We start from the raw sequence: 23,764 nt of genomic DNA, 5'->3' as shown, positions 1-23,764 counted from the left end.
CAAAGGTTTCATAATTATTTCGGCTCCCATGATACGATTGCCGCATGGAAATCATGACGATAATAATAACGCCCGTTCTTTTCCTCAATAAACGGCAAGAGCGATTCCTCAACATGCTCTCTATTAAAAGTATTATTTAATATTTTTTTACTTTGTGTTGTGACAAGTTGCTCATAGCTTTCATATTCATACACTCGTTCTAAAGGAATGATTTTGCACTCTGCATAAATGTCCATTTCATAGAGCAAATTTAAAAATTCTATATAATCTCTTCGTGGAAATTTAATATCGTAGCCATACTTTTCGTATAATATTTCATAGTGGGGTTGAATCGGCCCTGTTGTCATGCCAATAATTGCACGCTTTTTAGCTAGACGATTCATATGGTAAAGTGCTGATTTGATTTCATACATACGATAAAAGCAATTGACACCAATAACTATATCGTGCGCTCCTACTTCATCTTCAGTAAGGCTTTCCCATTTTGCATGAATATAAGAAACATGTTGCTTGTCTTCCATGCAATTTTCTAAATAGCTAAGAATACTTTCTGAGCTATCTACACACGTTAGCTTGCGCACATGATCAGCTAGTGGAAATGTATAATTACCCCAGCCTGGACCAATTTCCAATACCAAGTCCTCAGGTTGAATACTTTTTTTAATTTCTTGAAAAATTTTTGCAGCATAAGGATCTGTTTGTCCAGCCTTTTTACGTGCGATTGACTGTACCCAAAACTGCTCCTCTAGTTGATCATTGACCATTCTTTCAGGCATTTGGCCATGCCAGTCCTTCATACCTTCCTGCCATAACGCCTCATAATTAATAGCTAACGGTCCTTTTCTTGTCATACAGGTACCTCTATATTCATGATTTCATATACTTTTTTCATATCGAGATTAGCACGCACATGCTTTGCCAGCATATTGTAAGCGTCCTCTCTACGTTCCGCGTCACTTTTCACATCGCTTGGTAAAGCAGCGAGCCCCTTTTTCACGCGAATGTCGTTGACAAGCTGTCGTGTAAAGGTACGATTATGGAATAAACCATGGAAATATGTTCCGATCACTTGTTCATCAGCACTTACTGCCCCATCTACTCGTCCATCTGCAAGCTGTAAAAATGGTGAAACTTCATCACGTAAAATTTTTGTACGTCCTAGATGAATTTCATAGCCAGTAAACGTATCCTGTCCTCTTGTTCCTGTCATTTGAACTGTTTTTTTATCGCCAACAAAAACAGTTTCCATTGGCAATAAACCTAGACCTTGCGCTGAATCACCATTACCTTCTACTGCATCTGGGTCTAGTAACGTTTCGCCAAGCATTTGGAAGCCACCGCAAATGCCAATAATTTTTGTCCCTCGTGCGCGTAAATTTGCTATCGCATGATCGAAGCCTTGTGCCTTTAACCACGCTAAATCATCTATTGTACTTTTAGTTCCAGGTAGTATAAGTAAGTCGGGCGTGCCAAGCTCATTGACATTGCCAATTAAACGCACACCAACCTCTGGCTCATCAAAAAATGGATCGACATCCGTAAAGTTTGAAATGCGTGGTAAACGAATCATTGCCACATCCACTGCAAACTCCCCTTGCTTTGGTTTTTTAAAACGCAACGAAGATAGTGCTAACGAATCTTCAGCCTCAATATTGACATCTATATATGGTACAACTCCAAGGACAGGAATCCCCGTTTCACGCTCAACCCATTCAACGCCATCATCGAGTAATTCACGCATCCCTCTAAACTTATTAATAATCAGCCCTTTTACACGTGCACGTTCTGCATCGTCAAGTAATGCGAGTGTTCCAACAATCGATGCAAATACTCCGCCTCGATCGATATCAGCAACTAGCACAACCGCTGCATCTGCTAGATGAGCCATGCGCATATTTGCTATGTCACGGTCTTTCAAATTGATTTCTGCCGGACTTCCCGCACCTTCAAGAACAATGACATCATATGTATTTTGTAAAGTTCGTACTGACTTTTCAACGATCGGCATCGCTTCTTGAACGAATTGATTGCGATAGCTTTTGGCGTCCATATTAAAAAAATGTCTGCCATGAACAATCACTTCCGATACCATATCCTGCTTTGGTTTTAGCAATATAGGATTCATATCCGTAGTGGCGACAATTCGTGCCGCCTCTGCTTGTACACCCTGTGCACGGCCAATTTCACCGCCATCTTGAGTTACAAACGAGTTAAGGGCCATATTTTGTGATTTAAACGGTACTACCTTTAGCCCATCATCAGAGAAAATACGGCACAGCGCAGTACAAATCATACTTTTCCCTACATCAGAAGCCGTCCCTTGAATCATGATAGATTTTGCTGGCATAGTCTTTTCCCTCCTTTTTTTATAGTTGAAGTGCGGGTGTTCTTCTTGCTTTCGCGGGTATTCTGTTGCGATCCGCGAGTATTTCCCCTCAAAGCGCGAGTATTCTCACAAACGTGCGAAGTTCAACTTGATACACGGGGTTCAGCTTGCTTCCCGGGATTCTACCCCGTTCCGCGGGCATTCCCTCCAAAGCGGGGGTATTCTGCTTCGTTCCGCGAGTATTCCTCCCCAAAGCGCGAGTATTCTGCTTCGTTCCGCGAGTATTTCCCCTCAGAGCGCGAGTATTCTGCTTCATTCCGCGAGTATTTCCCCTCAGAGCGCGAGTATTCTCACAAACGTGCGAAGTTCGACTTGATACACGGGGTTCAGCTTGCTTCCCGGGATTCTACCCCTTTCCGCGGGCATTCCCTTCAGAGCGGGGTATTCTGCTTCGTTCCGCGAGTATTTCCCCTCAGAGCGCGAGTATTCTGCTTCATTCCGCGAGTATTTCCCCTCAAAGCGCGAGTATTCTCACAAACGTGCGAAGTTCAACTTGATACATGGGGTTCAGCTTGCTTCCCGGGATTCTACCCCGTTCCGCGGGCATTCCCTCCAGAGCGGGGGCATTCTGCTTCGTTCCGCGAGTATTCCTCCCCAAAGCGCGAGTATTCTGCTTCATTCCGCGAGTATTTCCCCTCAGAGCGCGAGTATTCTCACAAACGTGCGAAGTTCAACTTGATACACGGGGTTCAGCTTGCTTCCCGGGATTCTACCCCGTTCTGCGAGTACCCACCGCTGCAAGAGGATCTAATTAGAATTCAAGACCTTTAACAGCTGGAATGCCTTCGTCATAATAATGCTTTGTCGCATCGATGGTTGATACTAAATCAGCCATTGCAATTAGCGCTGGATTGGCGCTACGGCCTGTTACAACTAAATGCATTGTAGATGGGCGCTGTTGAATAGCTTCAATGACTTCGGCTAATGGGAGCACATCATCGATTGGGAATTTTGTAATAGCAAGCGCATTGTTGAGCTCGTCTAATACGAGTACATCAATACTGTCGTCTTGCAGAGCGGCCTTTGTTTTTTTCCATGCCTTTGCTAACGCAGCGCGATGCTCCTCGGGTGTTTTTGTCCAAGTGAAGCCGATTCCCATTTGCTCCATTTCTACGCCAAGCTTCCGAAGAGCAATTTGCTCACCGTATGTACGCTCTGGTGATTTAATAAATTGCATGTAACGCACCTTTAGGCCTCGACCTACTGCGCGTAATGTGACACCAAGAGAAGCTGTTGTTTTGCCCTTCCCTTCACCTGTATAAACTAAAAGCAAGCCTTTTCTAGCCATTCTTTAAGCCTCCCTTAAAGCCATGTTGTTTTTTCTTCAAATGAGGTACGTTTCTTGTCTTTAAGCACCTGCTCTTCTGGGTAGCCAATAAAGATCGTTCCTACTACTTTTTGTGATTCACTTGCGCCAATGAATGCGTGCATACGCGGGTCATGAACAAGCCCTACACCACGTGTACGCCATACGAAGCCAAGTCCTTGCTCCTCTGCGGTAAGCCACATAGACATAATAGCGCTACATACAGCAAAGACATTATCTGCTGTCGCATCAGCATCGTCTTCTACTATATCTGCTGTCACAACAATGGCCACAGGCGTTGTTTGAACAACTTTTAACGAGCTTTCCACTAAATTTGGTTTTGTTGGGAATCGCTCTTGCAAATAAGCATTTGCCATTTCCTCGTAGCGTTTCATCGCATCGCCTTGAATAACATAAAAATGCCAAGGTTCGCGCATACGGTCATTTGGAGCATAAGTTGCTGCTTGTAAAATTTGCTCGATTTTTTCTTTTTCAACAGGCTGTGTCGTGTAATTGCGAATCGCTCGACGATTTTTTAAAGCCTCGATTACTGTCATGATGTGTTTCCTCCCTATGCTCAAATAACTTTTGTCTTTATGTAAGGCCTAGTCCCTGTTCTTCAAACCATTGAATTTTGTCACGTACATTGACGACTTCGCCAACGACGATCATGGAAGGATTATGATAGCCTTCTCGTTCAATAATGCTTGCAATTTCATCAAGCTGTCCTGTAATGGTACGCTGTTGCTCTGTTGTTCCCCACTCAATAACGGCCACTGGAGTAGTTGCTTTGCGACCATTTTCGATGAGCTTTCTAGAAATATAAGCAATATTACCAACACTCATATAAAAGGCGACTGTATCGATGCCTGTTGCAAGTGCTGGCCAATTTAAAAAGTCCTGTCCTTTTTCCTCACGACCATGCCCTGTTACAAGCGCAAAGCTTGTTGCAAAATCACGGTGTGTTACAGGGATGCCGGCATACGCTGGGGCAGCAATTCCAGCTGTAATACCTGGCACAATTTCATAAGCAATACCATGACTTTTTAAAATTTCCGCTTCTTCTGCACCACGACCAAAAACAAATGGATCGCCACCTTTTAATCGTGTGACAACCTTGCCTTCCTGCGCTTTTTCGACGAGTAATGTATGAATCTCATCTTGAATTAAGTGATGCTTACCAGGTAATTTACCACAGTACACAAGCTCAGCATCTTTTTTCGCAAACTCTAGTAATTTCGGGTTCACAAGACGGTCATATGCAATGACATCAGCCTTTTGAATACATTCGAGCCCGTATACTGTAATGAGCTTTGGATCTCCTGGTCCAGCTCCAACTAAATACACTGTTCCGTCTTTCATCGCGCTTCTCCCATCAGTATTTGTTGTAAAAATGCTTCACGTCTATCAATCTCTCCACTACGTGTCCATTCTAGTAGGTTTGGTTCAAGTAATGCTTGTAAAGCGGTACGTCTTTGTGAGCCTTTTTCAAACTTAGCAGCAATCATTAAACGTGCCTGCTGTAGGAAGCATACATAGTCATCATAAACGTCATCAAATTGCTCTTCGAGATCAGCTTTGATTTTACGCGCTAGTGCTGGACTGGCACCTGACGTTGACACTGTTAACACTAAAGGACCACGGCGCACTGTTGCTGGCGTTATAAAGTCGCTTTCAGCCTGTGCATCTGCACGGTTGATGAGCTGCCAATGTTGAGCTGCTTCTTGGACAGCCTCATTTACTGACGTATCATTTGTCGCTGCAATGATGAGCGATGCATCATCTAAATCACGCGCTTCAAATTCTTTTTCACGCCACGTAATTTGCCCTGACTCAGCAAGAGTCAGTAAGGATTCATCTAGAGTTGGACTGACAACGACAATATTAGCTTTAGCTGGAAGCAGTGAAGCTACCTTCTGTGTTGCTACATGCCCTCCTCCAACAATTACTACGGTTTTATATTCAATATTGATATGAATAGGAAAATAATTAGTCATGATTTTTCACCTTCTTACAAGCTGTTAACCAATTGTCAACAAGCTTTGGGTTAGATACGAAATGAAAATGCGTATAGCCAGCTACTAAATTCCCTGCTTGGTAGCCCTCTTTCTTGTTACCAAAGCGCCCCTTCGTTTCATAGGCCGGCGTATTATGTGAGCCGCTATATTTTGAATAGTGGAATTCATGTCCCTTAGCTTCTTCATCTGTACCAATTAAAAAATTATTTGGTGTGCCAAAAATTTCACGGTAGCCGAGAGCCGCTAGTTTTGTTTGCATTGCTACTTCTCCCGGAATAACACCAACCATGTCATAACGGTCACCATTGCTATTCGTAATAGCCTCCGTCAAATACATAAAGCCACCACACTCAGCTAATGTTGGAAGACCTTTGGCAATTGCTTCACGAATAGACTTTTTGGCATCTGAATTATCCGCCAAAATATCTGCAAATTCTTCAGGGAAGCCCCCACCTATATACAATCCGTCTGCTGTAGCCGGAACAGGCTCATTCGCAAGTGGAGAGAAAAATTGAAGCTCGGCTCCTTTTGCACGCAGTAAATTCAAATTCTCTTCATAATAAAAGTTAAACGCGGCATCCTTTGCTACAGCGATGCAAATATTTTGAGATGGTTGTTCCGCAAATAGTTGCCCTGATTCTTGTAGAACAGGAGCCTTTGTTAATTCAAGCAAATGATCTAAATCAATGGTGTCAGCCATTAGAGCGCCTAGCTTATCAAAAAATGTATCGAGTTCTCCTCGTTCGATGGCAGGGACTAATCCTAAATGACGACTAGGAATATCAATCCCTTCCTCTCGCTTCAAATAGCCGATGACAGGAATACCACACTCCTGCTCAATAGCAGCCTTCGCAATCTCATAATGACCGACACTTCCGACTTGGTTGGCAATGACACCAACGATATTCGGTTGATCCGACAACAATTGAAAACCTTTCACAACTGCCGCTACACTTCGTGCCATACTTGCACAATTGACAATTAAAATAACAGGACTCTCTGTGACAACACTATTGTCTGCTGCAGAGCCAGCATCCGATAGCGGACTTTTGCCATCATAAAAGCCCATAACTCCTTCAATAATGGAAACATCAGCATCTTTGCTTGCGCGCGCGACTATATCACGCACTGCTTCATGTGAAAACATCCAGCTATCAATATTGCGCGATACCCTTCCTGTTACGGCAGTATGATAGGTAGGGTCAATATAATCGGGACCACATTTAAAGCCTTGCACAATTTTGCCCTTTTCTTGTAACGCTTTCATGAGTCCAATGGTAAAGGTTGTTTTACCAACTCCACTACCAGTACCAGCAAGTACAAAGCGATTCGTTTGCATAGGCTTCCTCCTTAAAATGTTAATCTAGCAACTGAGATTGTAGCATTGCCCGATTTTTTCTTTTCTAGCACAAGCGACTCGACCTGCGCATAACGCATCGCTGCAGGCTCACTCACCCCGTATGCTCCTGTATATTTAAATACGGTTTCCGAAGGTGATGGGAAATCAATTTCATTTAATTCCGCCGGTGAATATGTTACAAACTCCCAATCGTATTTCTTCGTTATTTCTAGTAGGCATTGCTCGTCCTTCTTTAAATCAATCGTGCATAGCGCTTTCACACTTTTTTTCGAAAGCTTCAGCTCTGCAAGAGTTTCATCAATGACTTGCTCAATTTCTTCCACAGCTGTTCCACGATTACAGCCCATGCCAAGCACGACCGATTTTGGTCGATAAATGACACCATTTTCAAGAAGTACTTCTTCCTCCGGGTCAATGATGCGGTCAGTAATCAGCAGAGTAGCATGTGGTTTCGCTTCAATCGCAGCATATGTTGACGGATACATTTTAATTTGTTCTGGCATCGCTGTATCACGCATCCACCAGTCACGTTCCCCAGTTTCCTGAACGATTGCGACGTGCTCCTCGTTGACAACAGAGGCACTGACAGGTGTTAGTTTGTCGGCGCTATCCCATACCCAGCCAAAACGTGCACCAAATAAATCAACCGGAATGGTCTTTTGCACATCTGAGGCTGTTGTAATAATCGGATTTGCTCCAAGTGCTGCAGCTACTTCATGTGTCAGTTCATTGGCGCCACCTAAATGTCCCGATAACACGCTAATTACGTTTTCACCACGATCGTCAATGACAACAACGCCTGGATCTGTCTTTTTATCCTTTAAAATCGGTGCTATCATGCGTACAACTGCACCGAGTGAAATGATTAAAATTAAGCCTTTATATTGCTTAAAAAGAGTAGGCAACAGTAAACGCACAGTACCTGTAAACATCTGAATATGCTTTTCTGCTTCATCACCCTGCTCGAATTTACTCATGTAATATAAGTCGCTCGCAGCAAAGGTTTGCTGCAAGCGACGTCCAATTTGAACACCGTGCTTTGTAATGGCGACAACTGCATAAGGATTTCGTTGGTCAACCTCTGGCAATACGCCCTCTTGTAACTCAATCACTAGTCTTCACGCCTTTTCTAAAGCCATGTGTAAAAGTAGCATCATATAATTTCGAACGATATTGATCTTTATCATGAATATCTGGATCTAATGCCCAGCCAGCTAAAATCATCGCATGCTTACGAATACCGTTTACACGCATGGCTTCATCCAGTTCAATTAATGTTGTACGTACGATTTTTTGATCTGGCCAAGAAGCTCGTTGAATAACAGCTACTGGTGTATCATCAGCCCAGCCAGCATTTTGTAATTCTTTTACTATTTTCTTTGTTAACGTTGCGCTCAGGAATAAGGCAATTGTACAATGATGACTTGCTAAATCACGTAGCTTTTCAAATTCTGGTACAGGAGTACGTCCTTCGGCACGCGTTAAAATAAGTGTTTGTGTTAAGTCAGGAATAGTTAATTCTGCCCCAATTGCCGCTGCAGAAGCGAAGACAGAGCTAACACCAGGAATAACCTCGTAACCAATACCTTCTTTTTTTAATAGTGCCACCTGCTCCATGATGGCTCCATACATCGCAGGGTCCCCTGTATGCATACGAGCTACCACTTTCCCCGCATTGACACGATCTACCATAGTCGCTACCATTTCCTCTAAATGCATACCTGCCGTACGAATAACCTCTGCATCTGGTCGTGCCTTTGCAATAAGGTCCTCACTCACTAAAGAATCTGTATACATTACTACGTCCGCTGTTTGTAGCATATGTAAACCCTTCACTGTAATTAAATCTGGATCACCAGGACCAGCGCCGACAATATATATTTTCTTCATTATTTACGCACCACCATTAACGTTAAATATTCTAAATCGACACCGTCTAGCTCGCGTACATCCCAAATAATCTCTTCGTCTGACGTTACCTTTGTTACGACTGATGCCTTATCAAGTAAATCTAAATCACGAAGCACCTCAAGCATTAAATCAATAACCTTCGCTACTTTTATGAACACCACTGCATCGTGACTTTCAATCGCTTCACGCATCGCCTCATAGTTATCATGGGCAGGGACAATGGCAACACGATCATCGCCATCTGCCAGCGCAATGCCAAGTCGTGATGCTGAACCGTTGAACGAAGAAATACCAGGAACTGTTTGAATTTCAACGTCCGGGTGCATGTCCTGCATAAGCTTCATCATATGGATGAACGTACTATATAATAATGGGTCACCTTCTGTAACAAATGCGACATCCTTACCTTCTTTTAATTTTCCATAGACAAGTTCCACTGATTTCGTCCATTCGCGTTCTAATACAGCTTCATCTTTTGTCATTGGAAATACTAGGCCAAGCATGTCCTTTTCTTCTGGGTTAATGTAGACATCTACGATACGATGTGCATAGCTTTTACTGCCTTTTAGTTTTTTCGGATAGGCAATAACAGGCGATTCTTGAATGATACGGAATGCCTTAACTGTAATTAACTCTGGGTCGCCAGGACCTACGCCCAAGCCATATAAAATACCAAGATTACTCATGATTTTCTTCCTTTCGATATGCAGAAATAATGTAAATTGGATTTAATGGGACAAAACGTGTCATATCTAATATTGGTTTACTGCGCGCAAGCTGTGCCTGCAAGATGTCTACAGCAAAGCCACAAGACTTAAACGCTTCGACTGCTTTATATAAATTTTCAATGGTTGCAGCATTCAAGACAATACGACCATTTGGCTTTAAGCGTGTACAGCACAATTGTAATAACTCCACCATTTCTCCTCCCGTGCCGCCGATAAAAATCGCATTCGGGTCAGGGAAGTTTTCAAGTCCTGCTGGCGCTTTACTATGAATAGCAGTAATATCTACACGGAACTTTTGCTGATTTTGCAGGCAATTTTCTAAATCTGGAGCGTTTTTCTCCACGGCAAATATTTGACCTTCTGGCGCAAGCTTGCCTGCCTCAATCGCCATCGAACCCGTACATGTCCCAACGTCCCAAATAGTGCTATCCTTTTGCAGTTGCATCGCTTGTAAACTTAAGACACGAATTTCTTTTTTCGTAATCAGCCCTTTGTCTGGCTTACGCTGTGAGAATTCTTCATCATCGATACCGAGTGCATAGCGTTTCGGTTCTGAAGTTTGCTGTAAAATGACAACATTTAATGGAGAAAAATCAGCCATTTCTAATTCATCAAGCGAATACCAACCGAATTTTTCATTTGTGCCCTGTAAATTTTCTGCGACAAATGCACGGTACTCTGTCATGCCAAAGTGCTTTAAATAACGTGCCAACTCATTCGGATTATTCTCTGCATCTGTTAGCAATGCCACTTTCTTTTTACCATCAATTCGTTGTGCTAAGCCTTTCATGGAGCGCCCATGAATACTTGTAACATAAGCATCCTGCCAGCTTTCCCCCATCTTTGAAAAAGCAAGCTGCACAGAGCTCATATATGGATAAACGTCAATGTCTAGCTTTTTCGCTAAATAACCACCGATTCCGTAAAATAATGGATCACCTGACGCTAAAATAACTGTATTTCTTGTTTCTGCAGATAACCTTTCGACAAGCGCTGAAAGACCACCTTTAATCAACATTTTTTCACCAGTGAAATTCGGGAAAAATTCTAGAACACGCTCTCCACCAACAAGTACCTCACAGTCTTCAATCCACTGTACATATTGTGGTAGTAAGCTTTCTTGTCCGTTATCCCCGATCCCAATCAATTTCATCGATCGATGCAATGTCATCAGCCCTTCCTAATAATTGTCCCTGCATCGAATAGATCGATGTGGAAAGCGTTAAACCGCCCTTAATATGATGTAATGAAGAATAACAGCAAGCTTCACATAAGTGGTTGAAAAATGCATCATAGCCCTTTTCTGCCATAATTTCTCCGACCTGTGAAGCAGTGTTTGCCTCTCGTACGTTTGTAACGGTTTCTTCATCTGCACCTATATCCACTGCTAATTGTGCTAAAAAGTTAAAATCAATAGGAGCACTTTTGGAGTGCACCATCATGACACCTTGTGCCACCTTCGAGAATTTCCCCATCATACCAACAAGCGATACTTGCTTCATACCAAGTCGTTTACAATGCTTTAATGTAAAGCCTACAAAATCGCCCATTTCTATAAACGCTTCCTCTGGCAAATGAGGGTACTGTGCCATCCCATACTTTTCACTGCGGCCACCAGTCGTCACAACTAGATGCTCACAACCAGCCTCTTTTGCAACACTAATCGCTTGGACAATGCTGGCCATATAGGCGGAACTCGAAAAAGGCACGACGGTTCCCCTTGTACCTAAAATGGAGATGCCTCCAATAATACCAAGTCTCCCATTTAACGTTTTTTTAGCAATTTCCTCACCTTTAGGGACGGAAATAACTACGTTAACGCCTCGTTTAATTTGAAATTCATCAAGTACGCCTTGTACAGTACTATGAATCATCTTCCGTGGTACTGGATTGATGGCCGCTTCTCCGACAGGTACTGGTAAGCCGGGCTTTGTTACACGCCCGACACCAATTCCACCGTCCAGATGAATACCTGGTATATCCGACCAGCTCACCGTGCCGATAATGAGTGCTTTATGTGTTGCGTCTGGGTCATCACCAGCATCTTTAATCGTTTCACAGCTGACAGCATCCTGCTGAAATGTACATTTTTCTATCGTAAAGGTCGCATCTCGCCCAATCGGTAAATGAATAGTACTTGTTTCTTGCTCTTCATTTGTAATTAAGGCAAGTAATGCGGCCTTCGTTACTGCAGTTGCACAGGATCCCGTTGTATAACCGTGACGCATGTCTTTGGGATCCTTTTTTGGCTTCCGCTCCACTATTTTTTCGCCTGTTCATCCGCTAAAAGTGAGACAGCATTCAATGCGGCAACCGTCACTGTACTACCGCCTTTACGACCAACATTTGTAATATACGGAATACCTTCTAGTTTTAACAGCTCTTCCTTCGATTCAGCAGCTGACACGAAACCAACGGGCATACCGATAATTAAATCTGGTTTCGCTAAGCCTTCTTTAATTAAACGAATTAATTCAAGTAATGCTGTTGGTGCATTCCCAATTGCATAGATGCCACCTTCATGTAATTTAGTAGCCTTTTGCATAGAAATAATTGCACGTGTTGTGTTTTGTTTTTTCGCCTCAATCGATACGTCTTCATCAGCAATATAACAGTGTAAATCGCCACCATGCTTTTGGAAGCGTTTTTTCCCTGAACCACTTTCGATCATTTGCACATCTGCAATGACATGGCGACCAGCAAGGATTGATTTAATACCGGCCTCAAGTGCTCCTGGTGTAATAATAACGCTACGTCCTAATTCAAAGTCAGCAGAAGCGTGAATGATACGACGAACAACTTTCCACTCATCCTCTGAGAAGTTATGCTCGCCCATTTCCTCTGCAATAATTGAAAAACTGTAATCGTAAATTTTATCTGGGTCTACTGTTAAAGGTTTGAAATCTGTTTTAAAATCCATCTGAATGGCCTCCTAAAGTGTGTTTTGTACAGCTTGTAATACATCTTCAAATGTAAAATATTGCTGTCCGTATTTTATATTTGGTCTTGCAATTAAAATCGTTTCAATGCCACATGCAAGGGCAGCGTCTAGCTTTTCATCCACCGAGCCAACCTTGCCGCTTTCTTTCGTGATCATCAATGTCACATCATATTGACGAAAGAGGGCTTCGTTTAATTCCTTTGAAAAAGGGCCCTGTATGGCAACAATATCTCTTTGTGCCACACCAAGTGCTTCGCATTTTTCCATATTATCGAGTCGAGGAAGCATACGCGCAATCACTCGTGTATTTTCTAAACCATGTAATACCTTCGTAAAGGTTGCTAGCGTTTTACTGCCCGTCGTTAGCATAATGACACCACGTATTTCCGCTGCTAAATGGGCAGCCTCCTCATAATCTTTCACTACCGTAATTAGTGGATGGGCATAATGCTCATGAGCACGTTCATAGCGAATATAAGGAACATTTGCTAGCTCAGCTGCCGCCATGGCATTTTTTGAAGCTTCTTCAGCAAATGGATGAGAGGCATCTACAACTAAACGGTACCCTCGCTCCGTAATAATCGTCGCCATTTCATCCGCTGTTAAACGACCGATTAAATAAGGAAGGCCTACTTCTGCCAGGCTAGAAGCAGCTGATTCAGTAACGACCGTTGCTGTCACAGCATAACCTGCTGACTGGATTTCAAGTGCTAGATTCCTAGCATCGCTCGTCCCTGCTAACATGAAAATCATTTCACTGGCTCCTCTTCATGATGGTGATGATGGTCGTGATCGTGATCATGGTGATCGTGATGATCATGATCATGTCCATGATCGTGGTCATGATGGTGATGATGATGCGCATGTCCATGCACTGCCGCATAAGCACGATAATTTTCTAAATCTTGCATACCTGTTGATGTACCATTCACAGCTTGCTCAATACGCTCTAATAGCACATTTTGTAAACGCTCATGATAGCCAAAATAGTTAGCAATTTGAATATCACATTCAGGATATTTTTCGTTAAATTGCTTACACATACCATTCATTCGTTCCATTAGGATACCTGTGAATAAAAAGTACGGTAGCATAATGACTTTTTTAGCACCCAGCTTCACACAGCGCTCTATTCCTTCTTCAACACGCGGATCTGTGACGCCCATAAACGCGCTTTCTACATACTGAACCGGGAGTTTTTCCCATAACAAACGTGTAATTTTATAAAAATCACCATTTGCATATGGGTCACTACCGCCTCGTGCAATTAATAAAATGGCAGTATCCTTCTGTTCTTCTTCCGCATTAAAGCCGATTTCTGCTAAACGATCTTCTAAAATCGCAAATATTTCTTCATGGATACCGATTGTTTGACCATATGTGAACGTTATATTCGGATAATGCTCACGCGCATGTTCGATTTCTGCTGGAATATGCATTTTTGAATGTCCAGCATGAAGAAGGATAATCGGAATAACGTGTACCTCTGTAGCACCCTTCTTCACACAGTTCGTAATACCTTCTTCAATGTTCGGCGAAGCGAACTCTAAAAAACATGTTTCTACTAAAAAGCTATCATCAATACGAGGTGTCATTTGCTCGATAAACGTGCGTACCTCATCATTTCCTGCAGCTAAACGGCTCCCGTGGCCGACAAATAAAATTGCTTTCATCTTATTACTCCTCACTAGTCGCCGCATGGAGCGGGCTCTACTTTTATTTTTGAAGACATATCCTGATACGTAAAATGTAATATCTTTTTCACACGCTTGAAGTATTTAAACAAACGTTCATTTGGATGTGCATTTGCTTTATATTCTTCGATAATATCGGTAATAAGTGGGATGAGCTGTTCAGGCTCTAATCCCTCAACAACTGGCTGGGCCGCATGTGCTGTACGACCAACCGGCTTGGCACCAATAAAAACATCAAATTTACTTTTACGATAAACAATGCCAATATCATCAAATACTGCTCGATAACATGCCATACCGCAGCCGTTAAAGCCGATATTTAATGTTTTCGGTAACGACATACCACCAAGCTTTTCTTGAATTTCTTCCGCATATGGAATCGAATCGAACTTTTCTCCATAACAGAAGTCACAAGCCTTTAACGATAGCACGTCACCAATTGGTGCTAGTAAAAAGCCAACTTCACGAAGCTTTGCGGTAACCTCTTCAGGCTCGGACGTTGGAACTTTCAAATGAATTTGATGGTCTGGTGTATACTCCATCGTTCCTTCCTCACCAACTACCTCAGCCAACGTCATCATTTGTTGAGGACTAAAGAACTTATTGGCAACCCCAGGACTAACCGCTAATTCAAAAATAGATTCGATTTTTTGTTGAACACGCTTAGGTGTTACTTTCACCGCGCTTGTTCCCTTTACCATAGTAAGAGCAGCTGTCGCCATTTCAAGTGACGATTTTTTAGGCTTTTGTTGTGGTGTTATGGCTAAACTGGGCTTAATACGATTGGCATTAGGATCTGTCGCAAAATCATTACGTGCTGCTCCTGTTTCTTGATTCATCGCCCATGGTTCATTTTCTTCTTTAAGTCGTTGATGTGGTCGTAACGGTTGTTTTTCCTCACCAAGTGTATATTTACGCTGATAACCACGTGGCGTAATCATTTTATTGTCGTAGAAGAATGTTGTTGAATTCCCGATAATAACCGTTGTTAACATGCCGATATCATGTTCAAGCATTTCTGCTAAAGTAGTCATCGTTATTTCCTGACGGTCACGATACGCGCTTTTCACAAGTCCAACTGGTGTATCTGGCGAACGATATTCCAATAAAATTCGTTGTGCCTCTACAATTTGTCTCGTACGACGTCCACTTTTCGGGTTATAAAGAGCAATAACAAAATCCGCCATTGCTGCTGCTTCTACTCGTTTTGCAATTAAATTCCAAGGTGTTAAGTGGTCACTTAAACTAATGGTACAGGCGTCATGCATAATGGGAGCACCTAGTAAACTGGCACATGAATTAATAGCTGAAATACCTGGAACAATTTCTACCTCGATACCAGTTGCTTCTGTCCAGCCTAGCTCGATTAATACCTCATACACTAATCCTGCCATTCCATAAACCCCGGCATCCCCACTGGAAATGACCGATACGATACTTCCAGCCTCTGCTTGACGCACCGCTTCTTGCGCACGTGAAACTTCCTCTGTCATACCAGTACTAATAATCGACTTTGCACTAACTAAATCCTGAATCAGTTCAACATAAGTTTTATAGCCTATAATCATATGACTTTGTTGTAGTGCCTCCACAGCACGAGTCGTAATATGTTTAAAGTCTCCAGGGCCAAAGCCAACTACGAAAATCTTACCTTTTTGAGCCATTTTGTTACCCCTCTTTCACCTTTTCAATGCCTTTAATGGCTGTTGTTTGTGCTGTACGCTGCAACGAACCTTCACGCAATGTAAAAACATGCTCATTATGTAACGCTTCATGATTTAAATCTTGTACAAGTACTCTCGCATGCTCCTTCGTTGGCACTCGGTACCAATTGCCCTGAGGATATGCAATGACAACACAAGCATCCTTACACCTGCCATTACAGCGGGTCCTTGTTGTATGTATCTCCTTATCAAGCTCCAGTAACTGTATTTCATCACGAATTGCCTGTGTAATGTCCTCAGCATCTTTTTTCATACAACTACTACCATTGCAAATAAAAAGATGTGTTTTCATCCCCTCTAAATTCCAAGTTGTCATAGTCGTTCTCCCCTCATATGCTTTTAGGAAAAAGAAAAACCTTTACTCTAGACGAAGAGTAAAGGTTTAGTAGAAGCCAAATAAAAACGAATATATACTGGTACTCGCTTTCGCTTCAACTTCTCCCTCCGAAAAGTTTGCTTGCATCATCACATAAGCAGGTTTCCTGACTTAAGCTTCCTTTTACTTTCGCGCCTTCCTAAGTTTTCACTAGTGGCATCCGCGATTTCATCAGCTATTACAGTAGCGGGGGCTGTATCGGACTTTCACCGATTTCCCTATTATCTTGAATATTCAAGCACTTATGGATGTTTTATATGAATTATATGGTTTTTTTGTAATTGAAAACTGTTTCTATCATAGCTTATTTTTTTAAAATTTCAATATTTCTTTCTTAATTTGTGACAATTTTTTTAAAATTCCATAGAAAAATGCGACATCCATTTTCTATTTATCTAAATTTTCGACATAGACACCCAATTTAAAATTTTTTCACAAAAGGGATAGCATATATATGGAAATTCGTGTTACACTTTGTCGTGAAATCTCACAACTTCATCTTTTTTTCGGTGTGAAATGTTCAGCATTTCGCTTAAAAGGGAAGCCGGTTTAAGTCCGGCGCGGTCCCGCCACTGTATTAGGGAGTTTTATAGATAATGTCACTGTCCAAAGGATGGGAAGGCCTATAAAACGTTGAACTAAAGCCAGGAGACCTGCCGAAAAATATGTGATCGTTTCAACCTACGAGGATGGGTGTGCGGCTTAGCAGATTAGAATTTTATTTGCTTTTTTAGCTATGCACTTTTCCACTATCGGAGAAGTGCTTTTTTTCGCATACTTTTTCTAAAAATTTTAATGTAAGGAGGAGAGATTTTTGAAATTTTCAGGTTGGAAGCTTAGTTATTTTTTATTGGCATTTTTATTCGTACCAAATCGTGCATTTGCGATGCATATAATGGAGGGCTTTTTGCCAATCGAATGGGCGATTTTTTGGTGGGTCATTTCGATTCCATTTATTATTTTAGGATTACGTTCTATTCGTAAAACCATTGATGAAAATCCTGAAACAAAAATGATATTAGGGCTTTCGGGTGCCTTTGCCTTTGTACTTTCTGCCTTAAAAATCCCTTCTGTAACAGGAAGTTGCTCGCATCCTACAGGTGTTGGACTTGGAACAGTTCTTTTTGGACCATTAGCGATGAGTGTTATCGGGACAATCGTATTATTATTCCAATCTTTACTGTTAGCGCATGGTGGGCTTACAACATTAGGGGCAAACACTTTTTCTATGGCAATTATGGGTCCTATTATCGCCTACTATGTATTTAAGGGCTCACAAAAATTGGGACTATCCTTTTCCATTGCTGTCTTTTTAGCAGCAATGCTTGGTGACTTAGGTACATATATTGTCACTTCTGTCCAATTAGCTCTTGCCTTCCCTTCTGAGGTCGGAGGCTTTATGGCTTCATTCACTAAATTTGCTGGTATTTTTGCGTTAACACAAATTCCTCTTGCTGTTAGTGAAGGAATTTTAACAGTGATCGTTATGAACTTTCTGAAAAAATACAATGTGAGTGAACTAAAAGCTCTACGTGTGTTCTCTGCAAAGGAGGCTCACTAAAATGAAAAAAAACTTACTGCTCATCGCCATTGTTGTGTTGTTAGCAATCGTTCCCCTGTTTATTCAAAAAGGTGCTGAATTCGAAGGGGCTGATGGCGAAGCGGAAGCAGCAATTAGTGAAATAGATGCTAGCTACGAGCCATGGTTTGAAAGCTTATGGGAACCACCAAGTGGTGAAATTGAAAGCTTATTATTCGCACTACAAGCTGCTATCGGTGCTGGTTTCATCGGGTATTTCATCGGCTTAATGCGCGGCAAACATAAAGAAGGTTAAACGCTATGTTACTCATTGATAAGTATGCTTATTTGAATAAACTAGCGTCTGTTCATCCGCTAGAAAAAATGACGTTATCCCTTGGACTGCTTTTATTGTCGCTTATCATGAGAGATGAACGAATTTCACTCATTACATTTATTGTGATGAGTGCTTTTATCATTTTAGGCGCAAAAATCCCTGCTAAATATTACGCAAAGTTATTGTTGCTACCTGGATTTTTTTTACTATCAAGTTTAGTATCCATTTTAATTTCTATCGCGCCAGCGACAAACAGGCTTCCTTCAAACATTTGGTCATTTTCTCTTCATAATTGGACAATTTTTGTCAGCAGTGCAAGCCTAGTAACAGCGCAGCAGCTTTTTTTCATCGTCCTTGGCAGCATTAGCTGTTTGTATTTTTTAATTCTCACAACATCAGTCCAATCTATTTGTTACGTCTTACGACAATGGCGACTCCCAACTCTATTTGTAGAGTTAGTAGAGCTAACGTATCGTTTTATTTTTATCTTTTTAGACAGTATGCAAAAAATTCATCTTGCCCAACAGGCTCGTCTGGGATACAGCTCCCCTATGCAGTGGCTTCGATCGGTATCAATGCTAATTGCAGCTTTATTTGTCGAGATGTTCCAACGCAGTCGTGAGCTAAACAATGCAATGGAAGCACGTGGTGGCGAAATGGTCTATTGGCAGGATGATGTTCCCTGTAACACGAAAAATTGGATAGGTATTGCTGCTATTTTTATACTCCTCATCATTTATGGAGGTTTTTTCTGATGACAGATTTATACTTTGATTTAACACATTTATCCTACGCTTATGCAGATGGAACTCATGCCTTAACAGATATTACACTTCAAATTCCAAAGGGAAAAAAAATCGCTTTACTTGGTCATAATGGAGCCGGGAAATCAACGTTATTTCAGCATTTAAATGGTATTTTGAAGCCTACCGCTGGAAGTATCTCCTTTTGTGGCAATGAACTGAACTATAGTAGAAAAGCATTAAAAGAATTACGCCAACAGGTTGGTATTGTTTTTCAGGATGCAGACAACCAGCTTTTTTCCGGCACAGTTAAGCAAGATATTGCATTTGGTCCTTTGAATCTTGGCTGGACAACTGAAAAAATCGAGGAAAAAATTGCGTGGGCTGTCGCTCAAACCGAAGTCGAAGCATTGCTAGATAAACCGATCCATTTTTTAAGTGTTGGTCAGAAAAAACGTGTCGCAATGGCAGGCGTACTTGCAATGGAACCTTCCGTTTTATTATTAGATGAACCGACAGCTGGACTAGATAATTATTATAGTGCACAAGTTTTACAGTATTTAGCTATGTTAGAAAACGGGGAACGAACAATATTATTGGCAACGCATGATATCCCCTTAGCCTATGAATGGGCAGATCAAATCATCGTGATGGAAGCTGGGAGAATTATTTACAATGGAGATCCAGTAGCAATGTTCTTCCAAGAGGATTTGCTTGAAAGAGCCCATCTTGAACGCCCATGGGTCTTTGAAATGGCCGTTGCCTTACAAAAGAAAAAGTTATTTGAGAAAAACATAAAAATGCCTCGTTCGAAGAAAGATTTACACAGACTTATTGAGCGGCTTTAAGATAATTTGTCCATATTTGGTACTTTTCAATTGTAGTAGAATCCACGCTACTACTCCAAACGCACAAATCGAGTAGGATGTACCCTATGGTCCTTTGAGGATTTTTGACTTCCCTTCTACATATTTTTATAACGAGGAACGTGGTAAAATATAGAATGGTACTTTTGGAAAAATATATACTTATTACGAAACTTTTCTATCGTTCATTCGTAATAGTATAGATGTCACAAATATTTGGAACACCCAAGGAGGGAATACAGTTGAAAAACTGGAAGAAAAAATCAGTAGCTTTAGTTGCATCCGCAGCACTAATGGTTCCTGCTACTTCTGCCTTTGCTGAAGCACCACAAAAAACAGCAAAGAACCAAGAGTTAGTGAAAATAGCTAGCAATAAGGAACAATCATCTAAGAATCAAAAAGAATGGATTAGTCAGGATACTATTATCGTCAAACATTCCGGTCTTGATAAGAATGCACACAAAAAAATTGGCGCAAAAGTGATCCGCTCTATTCCTTCATTAGGATACGATGTTATCCAACTTAACAAAGGAACAAATTTAGAAAAAGCAGTTTCATATTATACTAAGCAAAAAGGGGTTAAACGTGTATCCCCAAGCTACGTGTATCATTCCTTTGGCACTGAAGTAGATCCAAAGAAACAGGATATGTATCATTTGAATCTTCTTCAAATTGATAAAGCACTAGAATTAGCAGGTAACAACGAGGTAAAAGTAGCAGTTATCGATGGTGGCGTGGATTTTAAACATCCTGATTTAAAATCTCAAGTGCTACCACCATATAATGCTGCAGCACCTGCCAATACTTCTTATCCTAGTGAGCATGGAACACATGTAGCAGGCATTGTTGGAGCGGCAAAAGATAATGGGATTGGAGGCCATGGGATTAATCCAAATGCCAAGCTTCTTCCAATTGATGTATTCAACGGAAAAGATGGTGCTAGTGATTTCGCCATTGCACAAGGAATCCTTTACGCTATTGAGCAAGGCGCCGATGTTATCAATATGAGTCTTGGCGGCTATGGTGAATCTCCATTAATGGAGGAAGCCGTTCAGAAAGCGATTGATAAAGGAATTACCGTTGTAGCTGCTGCTGGAAATGAATCGACAGATAATTACTCCTTCCCTGCTTCATTCGAAGGCGTTATAAGTGTAGGTTCTACGAATGATAGAAACAAACTATCAAGCTATTCAAACTACGGCCCATCGGTTGATCTAGTAGCTCCAGGCGAAGATATATATAGTTCAGTTTATGATGAGAAAAAAGGATCCTCCTTTGTAAAATTTAGCGGAACATCGATGGCCTCTCCTGTTGTTGCAGGTGTGGCATCCCTACTAAAATCAAAATATCCAGATTTAAAGCCTTATGAAATAGAAGCTATTCTCGAAATGACTGCAAAGGATTTAGGTGACAAGGGCTATGATCTTACATATGGACATGGCCTAGTAGATCCTGTGAAAGCATTACAGTTTAATATTAACAATCTACCAAAACAGTATTCTGAAACAAAAGAAGAGCGCTTGAAAAACGCAAAAGTTCTTAAAAAAGATACCTTAAATACCGAAAAAGGAGAATTCAAGTTACCGGACGAAAAGAAATGGTACAAGGTTGATCTAGACGCAAATGAGTATGCTCAACTGACATTAAAAGGTGCAAACAAATACGATTATGCATTTGATTTATACTTCTACCCTGAAGGTCAAAAAGAAGAAGTAGAACCAATTAACGTCAATGATGTTCGCGTAGGCAAGCAAGAAGGATACCTATATAATGCAGATCAAAAAGGAACCCTTCTTATTGGAGTTAAAGATCAAAATGGCAGCTATAGCTCAAAGGGTGATTCTAACTACGTCTTCACGGCTCAAACGACTAAAAAATTACCAATTGATGCATTAGATATGGAACATATGGAGAAGATTGAAAAATTCCCATTCAGTACAGCCGGGAAAAACTATACCCTACTTTCTGAAGATCATCTAGGTGACAAAGATTATTTTACATTTTCAGTGAATGAACCAACGACACTGAAATTTGATTTAACTGGGATTCCAGGTGTTACTGCATCCATGGAGCTTTTTCTAAAAGAAGACTTAGTTAATGTTCCGACAGAGGAAGACGATGTTGAAGGATTAAATGAGGCCTATCCAATTCGAGCAACTTACGGCGCGGATAAAGGCGATGGAGTAAACTTAGTTGTCGATGCTATACCTGAGGAAGAGTATGTAATAAGCGTATCTAATGAAACCGGTAGTAATTTTTCACTTGATATGTTCTTTAGCGGCGGTATTGATACTGAGCAAACTGTTAGTGAATCAATCATCCCTTACACATTAAAAGGTGAAGTCGTTACTTATCCTATAGATGAAGATGGCCTTCAATTAAATGCGATGATGCTAGAAGACAACGTACAAGAGAGTCTTTTACCTTTAACTGAATATAAAACAAAAAAACGTAAGCAACAAAATGATTTCATGAATATATTCATGAATCCATATGCTATGGATAAACCAGAAAACGTTGACCAAATCATGGACCAAGCAATTCGCTTTGATATCAGCAAAGATCAAAAAGCATACTTCCAAACAGAAGATGATGAAGATTACTTCGCATTTACTGCTAAAGAAGATGCCGTATATGGTTTCCAAATTCAAAAAGGTATGAACCAATCACCAGCTGGGACTATATTTGAATACGATGAGAAGACAAATGAATTAAATCCAGTTACTTCATTAACGAATGATATGGGACTACTAGGGCTACTTCTAGGACAAACAAGTGATCCAAACGATGCTAAGGCAATTGCATTGGAAAAGGACAAAACATATGTTGTAAAAGTTATGAATCTTGGTGACCGTTCTGCTGAACCATATACACTTAAAACTAGTAAAATGGCAGCAATTCCAGAAGACGATAATAGAAATAATAATTCACCAGGAGCTGCTAACACGATTCAACCTGGTATCACTTACAAAGATCATCTCATTTATCAAGATGATACTGATTTCTACTACTACAAACAAAAAGGTAACGATGAAGTCATGAGTCTTCTTATTTCTTCTGTACCATTTACAAAAGAACAACTAAATCAATTACCTAAAGAACTTCAAAATGACTTAAAGTTTTCAGGCGTCATTATTGAAGATACAAATGGTAACATGGAAATCGATCCAGAAGAAATGGCAACACAAATTCCATTTGGACAAGGTGAAGACCTCCTTCAAATGTTACTCGGTCTTGGAGGAACAACAGATGTAAATACTTCCTTTAAAGCAAAAAAAGATCACGGTTATTTTATTGTTCTTAACGGAAGCAATGTTGGACAAGTATCAATCCAGCCATATACTTTAACTTTGTTTGATCATAAAAAACCAGATGAAGATGCAGATTCTAAGTTAGTTAACGGTATACCGACAAAACCAACTGTACTTTCGAAAAAAGATGATAAATGGGTAGCCACTCAATATCTAAATGCTGGTGTTCCATTTGGTGATAAGGACTATTTTGAGTTTAATAACGACAGCAAACGCAATGTGTCATTCTCTCTTCAAACAGAAAAAGCACTAGATGGCGTCATCCGAATTATTGATGCAAAAGGAAAAACAGTAGAAACTTTAGATCTTTACGGAGCTGGAGATGCTGAAGTAGGTACAGTCGAACTAGATAAAGGCACTTACTATATTGAAGTAAGTGAATATTACGGCAAAGCTAGTACTCAACCGTATACACTTGAAATAAAATAAGATATAGCCTTGGGCTGAAAAACGAACTTTGTAGAAGAATAGACTTTTCAGTTGAAGGTAGTGTAATAGCTGCACGATTTAAGTTTTCAAAAAAATGAAAGATTATCCCCTAGAC

General features: G+C 40.9%; 22 protein-coding genes and 2 riboswitches. Of the genes, 5 read left to right on the top strand and 17 right to left on the bottom strand.

Annotated elements, in window-relative coordinates; translation table 11 throughout:
• Positions 1–14: 14 nt before the first annotated feature.
• The 17 genes from ACQKOG_RS03015 to ACQKOG_RS02935 form a co-directional block, all read right to left on the bottom strand.
• Entirely contained in the window at positions 15–851 is an 837-nt protein-coding gene (locus tag ACQKOG_RS03015; RefSeq protein WP_427444952.1) for a class I SAM-dependent methyltransferase, read from the bottom strand.
• Positions 848–2,347: a cobyric acid synthase gene (locus tag ACQKOG_RS03010; protein ID WP_427444949.1), complete on the bottom strand. Its 1,500-nt coding sequence runs from the start codon at positions 2,345–2,347 to the stop codon at positions 848–850. Before ACQKOG_RS03010 ends, ACQKOG_RS03015 begins: the two co-directional genes overlap by 4 nt.
• A gap of 790 nt (positions 2,348–3,137) precedes the next feature.
• Positions 3,138–3,674, bottom strand: a complete 537-nt coding sequence (locus ACQKOG_RS03005; RefSeq protein ID WP_370081244.1) for a cob(I)yrinic acid a,c-diamide adenosyltransferase — start codon at positions 3,672–3,674, stop codon at positions 3,138–3,140.
• Between the two features lie 14 nt (positions 3,675–3,688).
• Positions 3,689–4,249 (bottom strand): nitroreductase family protein, encoded by a 561-nt coding sequence (locus ACQKOG_RS03000; protein ID WP_427444946.1) that lies wholly within the window; start codon positions 4,247–4,249, stop codon positions 3,689–3,691.
• A 37-nt stretch (positions 4,250–4,286) separates the two neighbouring features.
• Positions 4,287–5,054: a uroporphyrinogen-III C-methyltransferase gene (cobA, locus tag ACQKOG_RS02995; protein ID WP_370081248.1), complete on the bottom strand. Its 768-nt coding sequence runs from the start codon at positions 5,052–5,054 to the stop codon at positions 4,287–4,289.
• Complete coding sequence (locus tag ACQKOG_RS02990) at positions 5,051–5,689, bottom strand: precorrin-2 dehydrogenase/sirohydrochlorin ferrochelatase family protein (protein ID WP_370081250.1); 639 nt, start codon at positions 5,687–5,689, stop codon at positions 5,051–5,053. The genes cobA and ACQKOG_RS02990 overlap by 4 nt, the downstream gene beginning before the upstream one ends.
• Positions 5,682–7,049 (bottom strand): cobyrinate a,c-diamide synthase, encoded by a 1,368-nt coding sequence (locus tag ACQKOG_RS02985; protein WP_370081251.1) that lies wholly within the window; start codon positions 7,047–7,049, stop codon positions 5,682–5,684. Before ACQKOG_RS02985 ends, ACQKOG_RS02990 begins: the two co-directional genes overlap by 8 nt.
• An 11-nt stretch (positions 7,050–7,060) precedes the next feature.
• Positions 7,061–8,182, bottom strand: coding sequence for a cobalt-precorrin 5A hydrolase (locus tag ACQKOG_RS02980; RefSeq protein ID WP_370081253.1), 1,122 nt, complete (start codon positions 8,180–8,182; stop codon positions 7,061–7,063).
• Positions 8,175–8,960: a precorrin-4 C(11)-methyltransferase gene (cobM, locus tag ACQKOG_RS02975; protein ID WP_370081255.1), complete on the bottom strand. Its 786-nt coding sequence runs from the start codon at positions 8,958–8,960 to the stop codon at positions 8,175–8,177. Before cobM ends, ACQKOG_RS02980 begins: the two co-directional genes overlap by 8 nt.
• A complete protein-coding gene (gene cobI / locus ACQKOG_RS02970) occupies positions 8,960–9,667 on the bottom strand; it encodes a precorrin-2 C(20)-methyltransferase (RefSeq protein ID WP_370081257.1) in 708 nt (235 codons plus the stop codon). The genes cobM and cobI overlap by 1 nt, the downstream gene beginning before the upstream one ends.
• Positions 9,660–10,880 carry a precorrin-6y C5,15-methyltransferase (decarboxylating) subunit CbiE gene (cbiE, locus tag ACQKOG_RS02965; protein WP_370081259.1) on the bottom strand — a complete coding sequence of 407 codons (1,221 nt, stop codon included), beginning with the start codon at positions 10,878–10,880 and terminating at the stop codon, positions 9,660–9,662. The genes cobI and cbiE overlap by 8 nt, the downstream gene beginning before the upstream one ends.
• Positions 10,837–11,937 (bottom strand): cobalt-precorrin-5B (C(1))-methyltransferase, encoded by a 1,101-nt coding sequence (locus ACQKOG_RS02960; RefSeq protein WP_370081347.1) that lies wholly within the window; start codon positions 11,935–11,937, stop codon positions 10,837–10,839. The genes cbiE and ACQKOG_RS02960 overlap by 44 nt, the downstream gene beginning before the upstream one ends.
• 32 nt (positions 11,938–11,969) lie before the next feature.
• Positions 11,970–12,629 carry a precorrin-8X methylmutase gene (locus tag ACQKOG_RS02955; protein ID WP_053594968.1) on the bottom strand — a complete coding sequence of 220 codons (660 nt, stop codon included), beginning with the start codon at positions 12,627–12,629 and terminating at the stop codon, positions 11,970–11,972.
• 12 nt (positions 12,630–12,641) lie between these two features.
• Positions 12,642–13,403, bottom strand: a complete 762-nt coding sequence (gene cobK, locus ACQKOG_RS02950; RefSeq protein ID WP_370081261.1) for a precorrin-6A reductase — start codon at positions 13,401–13,403, stop codon at positions 12,642–12,644.
• Positions 13,400–14,323, bottom strand: coding sequence for a sirohydrochlorin chelatase (locus tag ACQKOG_RS02945; RefSeq protein ID WP_370081263.1), 924 nt, complete (start codon positions 14,321–14,323; stop codon positions 13,400–13,402). The genes cobK and ACQKOG_RS02945 overlap by 4 nt, the downstream gene beginning before the upstream one ends.
• Before the next feature lie 14 nt (positions 14,324–14,337).
• Complete coding sequence (cobJ, locus tag ACQKOG_RS02940; protein WP_370081265.1) at positions 14,338–16,008, bottom strand: precorrin-3B C(17)-methyltransferase; 1,671 nt, start codon at positions 16,006–16,008, stop codon at positions 14,338–14,340.
• 4 nt (positions 16,009–16,012) lie between these two features.
• Positions 16,013–16,384: a (2Fe-2S) ferredoxin domain-containing protein gene (locus ACQKOG_RS02935; RefSeq protein WP_370081267.1), complete on the bottom strand. Its 372-nt coding sequence runs from the start codon at positions 16,382–16,384 to the stop codon at positions 16,013–16,015.
• Between the two features lie 138 nt (positions 16,385–16,522).
• Positions 16,523–16,705: riboswitch (cobalamin riboswitch) on the bottom strand.
• A 229-nt stretch (positions 16,706–16,934) separates the two neighbouring features.
• A riboswitch (cobalamin riboswitch) is annotated at positions 16,935–17,119 on the top strand.
• 139 nt (positions 17,120–17,258) lie between these two features.
• Here ACQKOG_RS02935 and ACQKOG_RS02930 point away from each other — a divergent pair.
• The 5 genes from ACQKOG_RS02930 (at position 17,259) to ACQKOG_RS02910 (ending at position 23,649) form a co-directional block, all read left to right on the top strand.
• Complete coding sequence (locus tag ACQKOG_RS02930) at positions 17,259–18,005, top strand: energy-coupling factor ABC transporter permease (RefSeq protein ID WP_370081269.1); 747 nt, start codon at positions 17,259–17,261, stop codon at positions 18,003–18,005.
• 1 nt (position 18,006) lies between these two features.
• Complete coding sequence (locus ACQKOG_RS02925; RefSeq protein WP_370081271.1) at positions 18,007–18,279, top strand: energy-coupling factor ABC transporter substrate-binding protein; 273 nt, start codon at positions 18,007–18,009, stop codon at positions 18,277–18,279.
• Positions 18,280–18,284: 5 nt separating this feature from the next.
• Complete coding sequence (gene cbiQ / locus ACQKOG_RS02920) at positions 18,285–19,055, top strand: cobalt ECF transporter T component CbiQ (RefSeq protein ID WP_370081273.1); 771 nt, start codon at positions 18,285–18,287, stop codon at positions 19,053–19,055.
• A complete protein-coding gene (locus tag ACQKOG_RS02915; protein ID WP_370081275.1) occupies positions 19,055–19,891 on the top strand; it encodes an energy-coupling factor ABC transporter ATP-binding protein in 837 nt (278 codons plus the stop codon). The genes cbiQ and ACQKOG_RS02915 overlap by 1 nt, the downstream gene beginning before the upstream one ends.
• Positions 19,892–20,151: 260 nt before the next feature.
• Positions 20,152–23,649, top strand: a complete 3,498-nt coding sequence (locus ACQKOG_RS02910; protein WP_370081277.1) for a S8 family peptidase — start codon at positions 20,152–20,154, stop codon at positions 23,647–23,649.
• The last annotated feature ends 115 nt before the right edge of the window (positions 23,650–23,764 follow it).

This window comes from Lysinibacillus sp. NPDC093216 (genome assembly GCF_050280325.1).
Classification (GTDB): Bacteria; Bacillota; Bacilli; order Bacillales_A; family Planococcaceae; genus Lysinibacillus.
The sequence above is the reverse complement of the archived record's forward strand: the minus strand, read 5'-3'. Positions and strand labels throughout refer to the sequence as shown.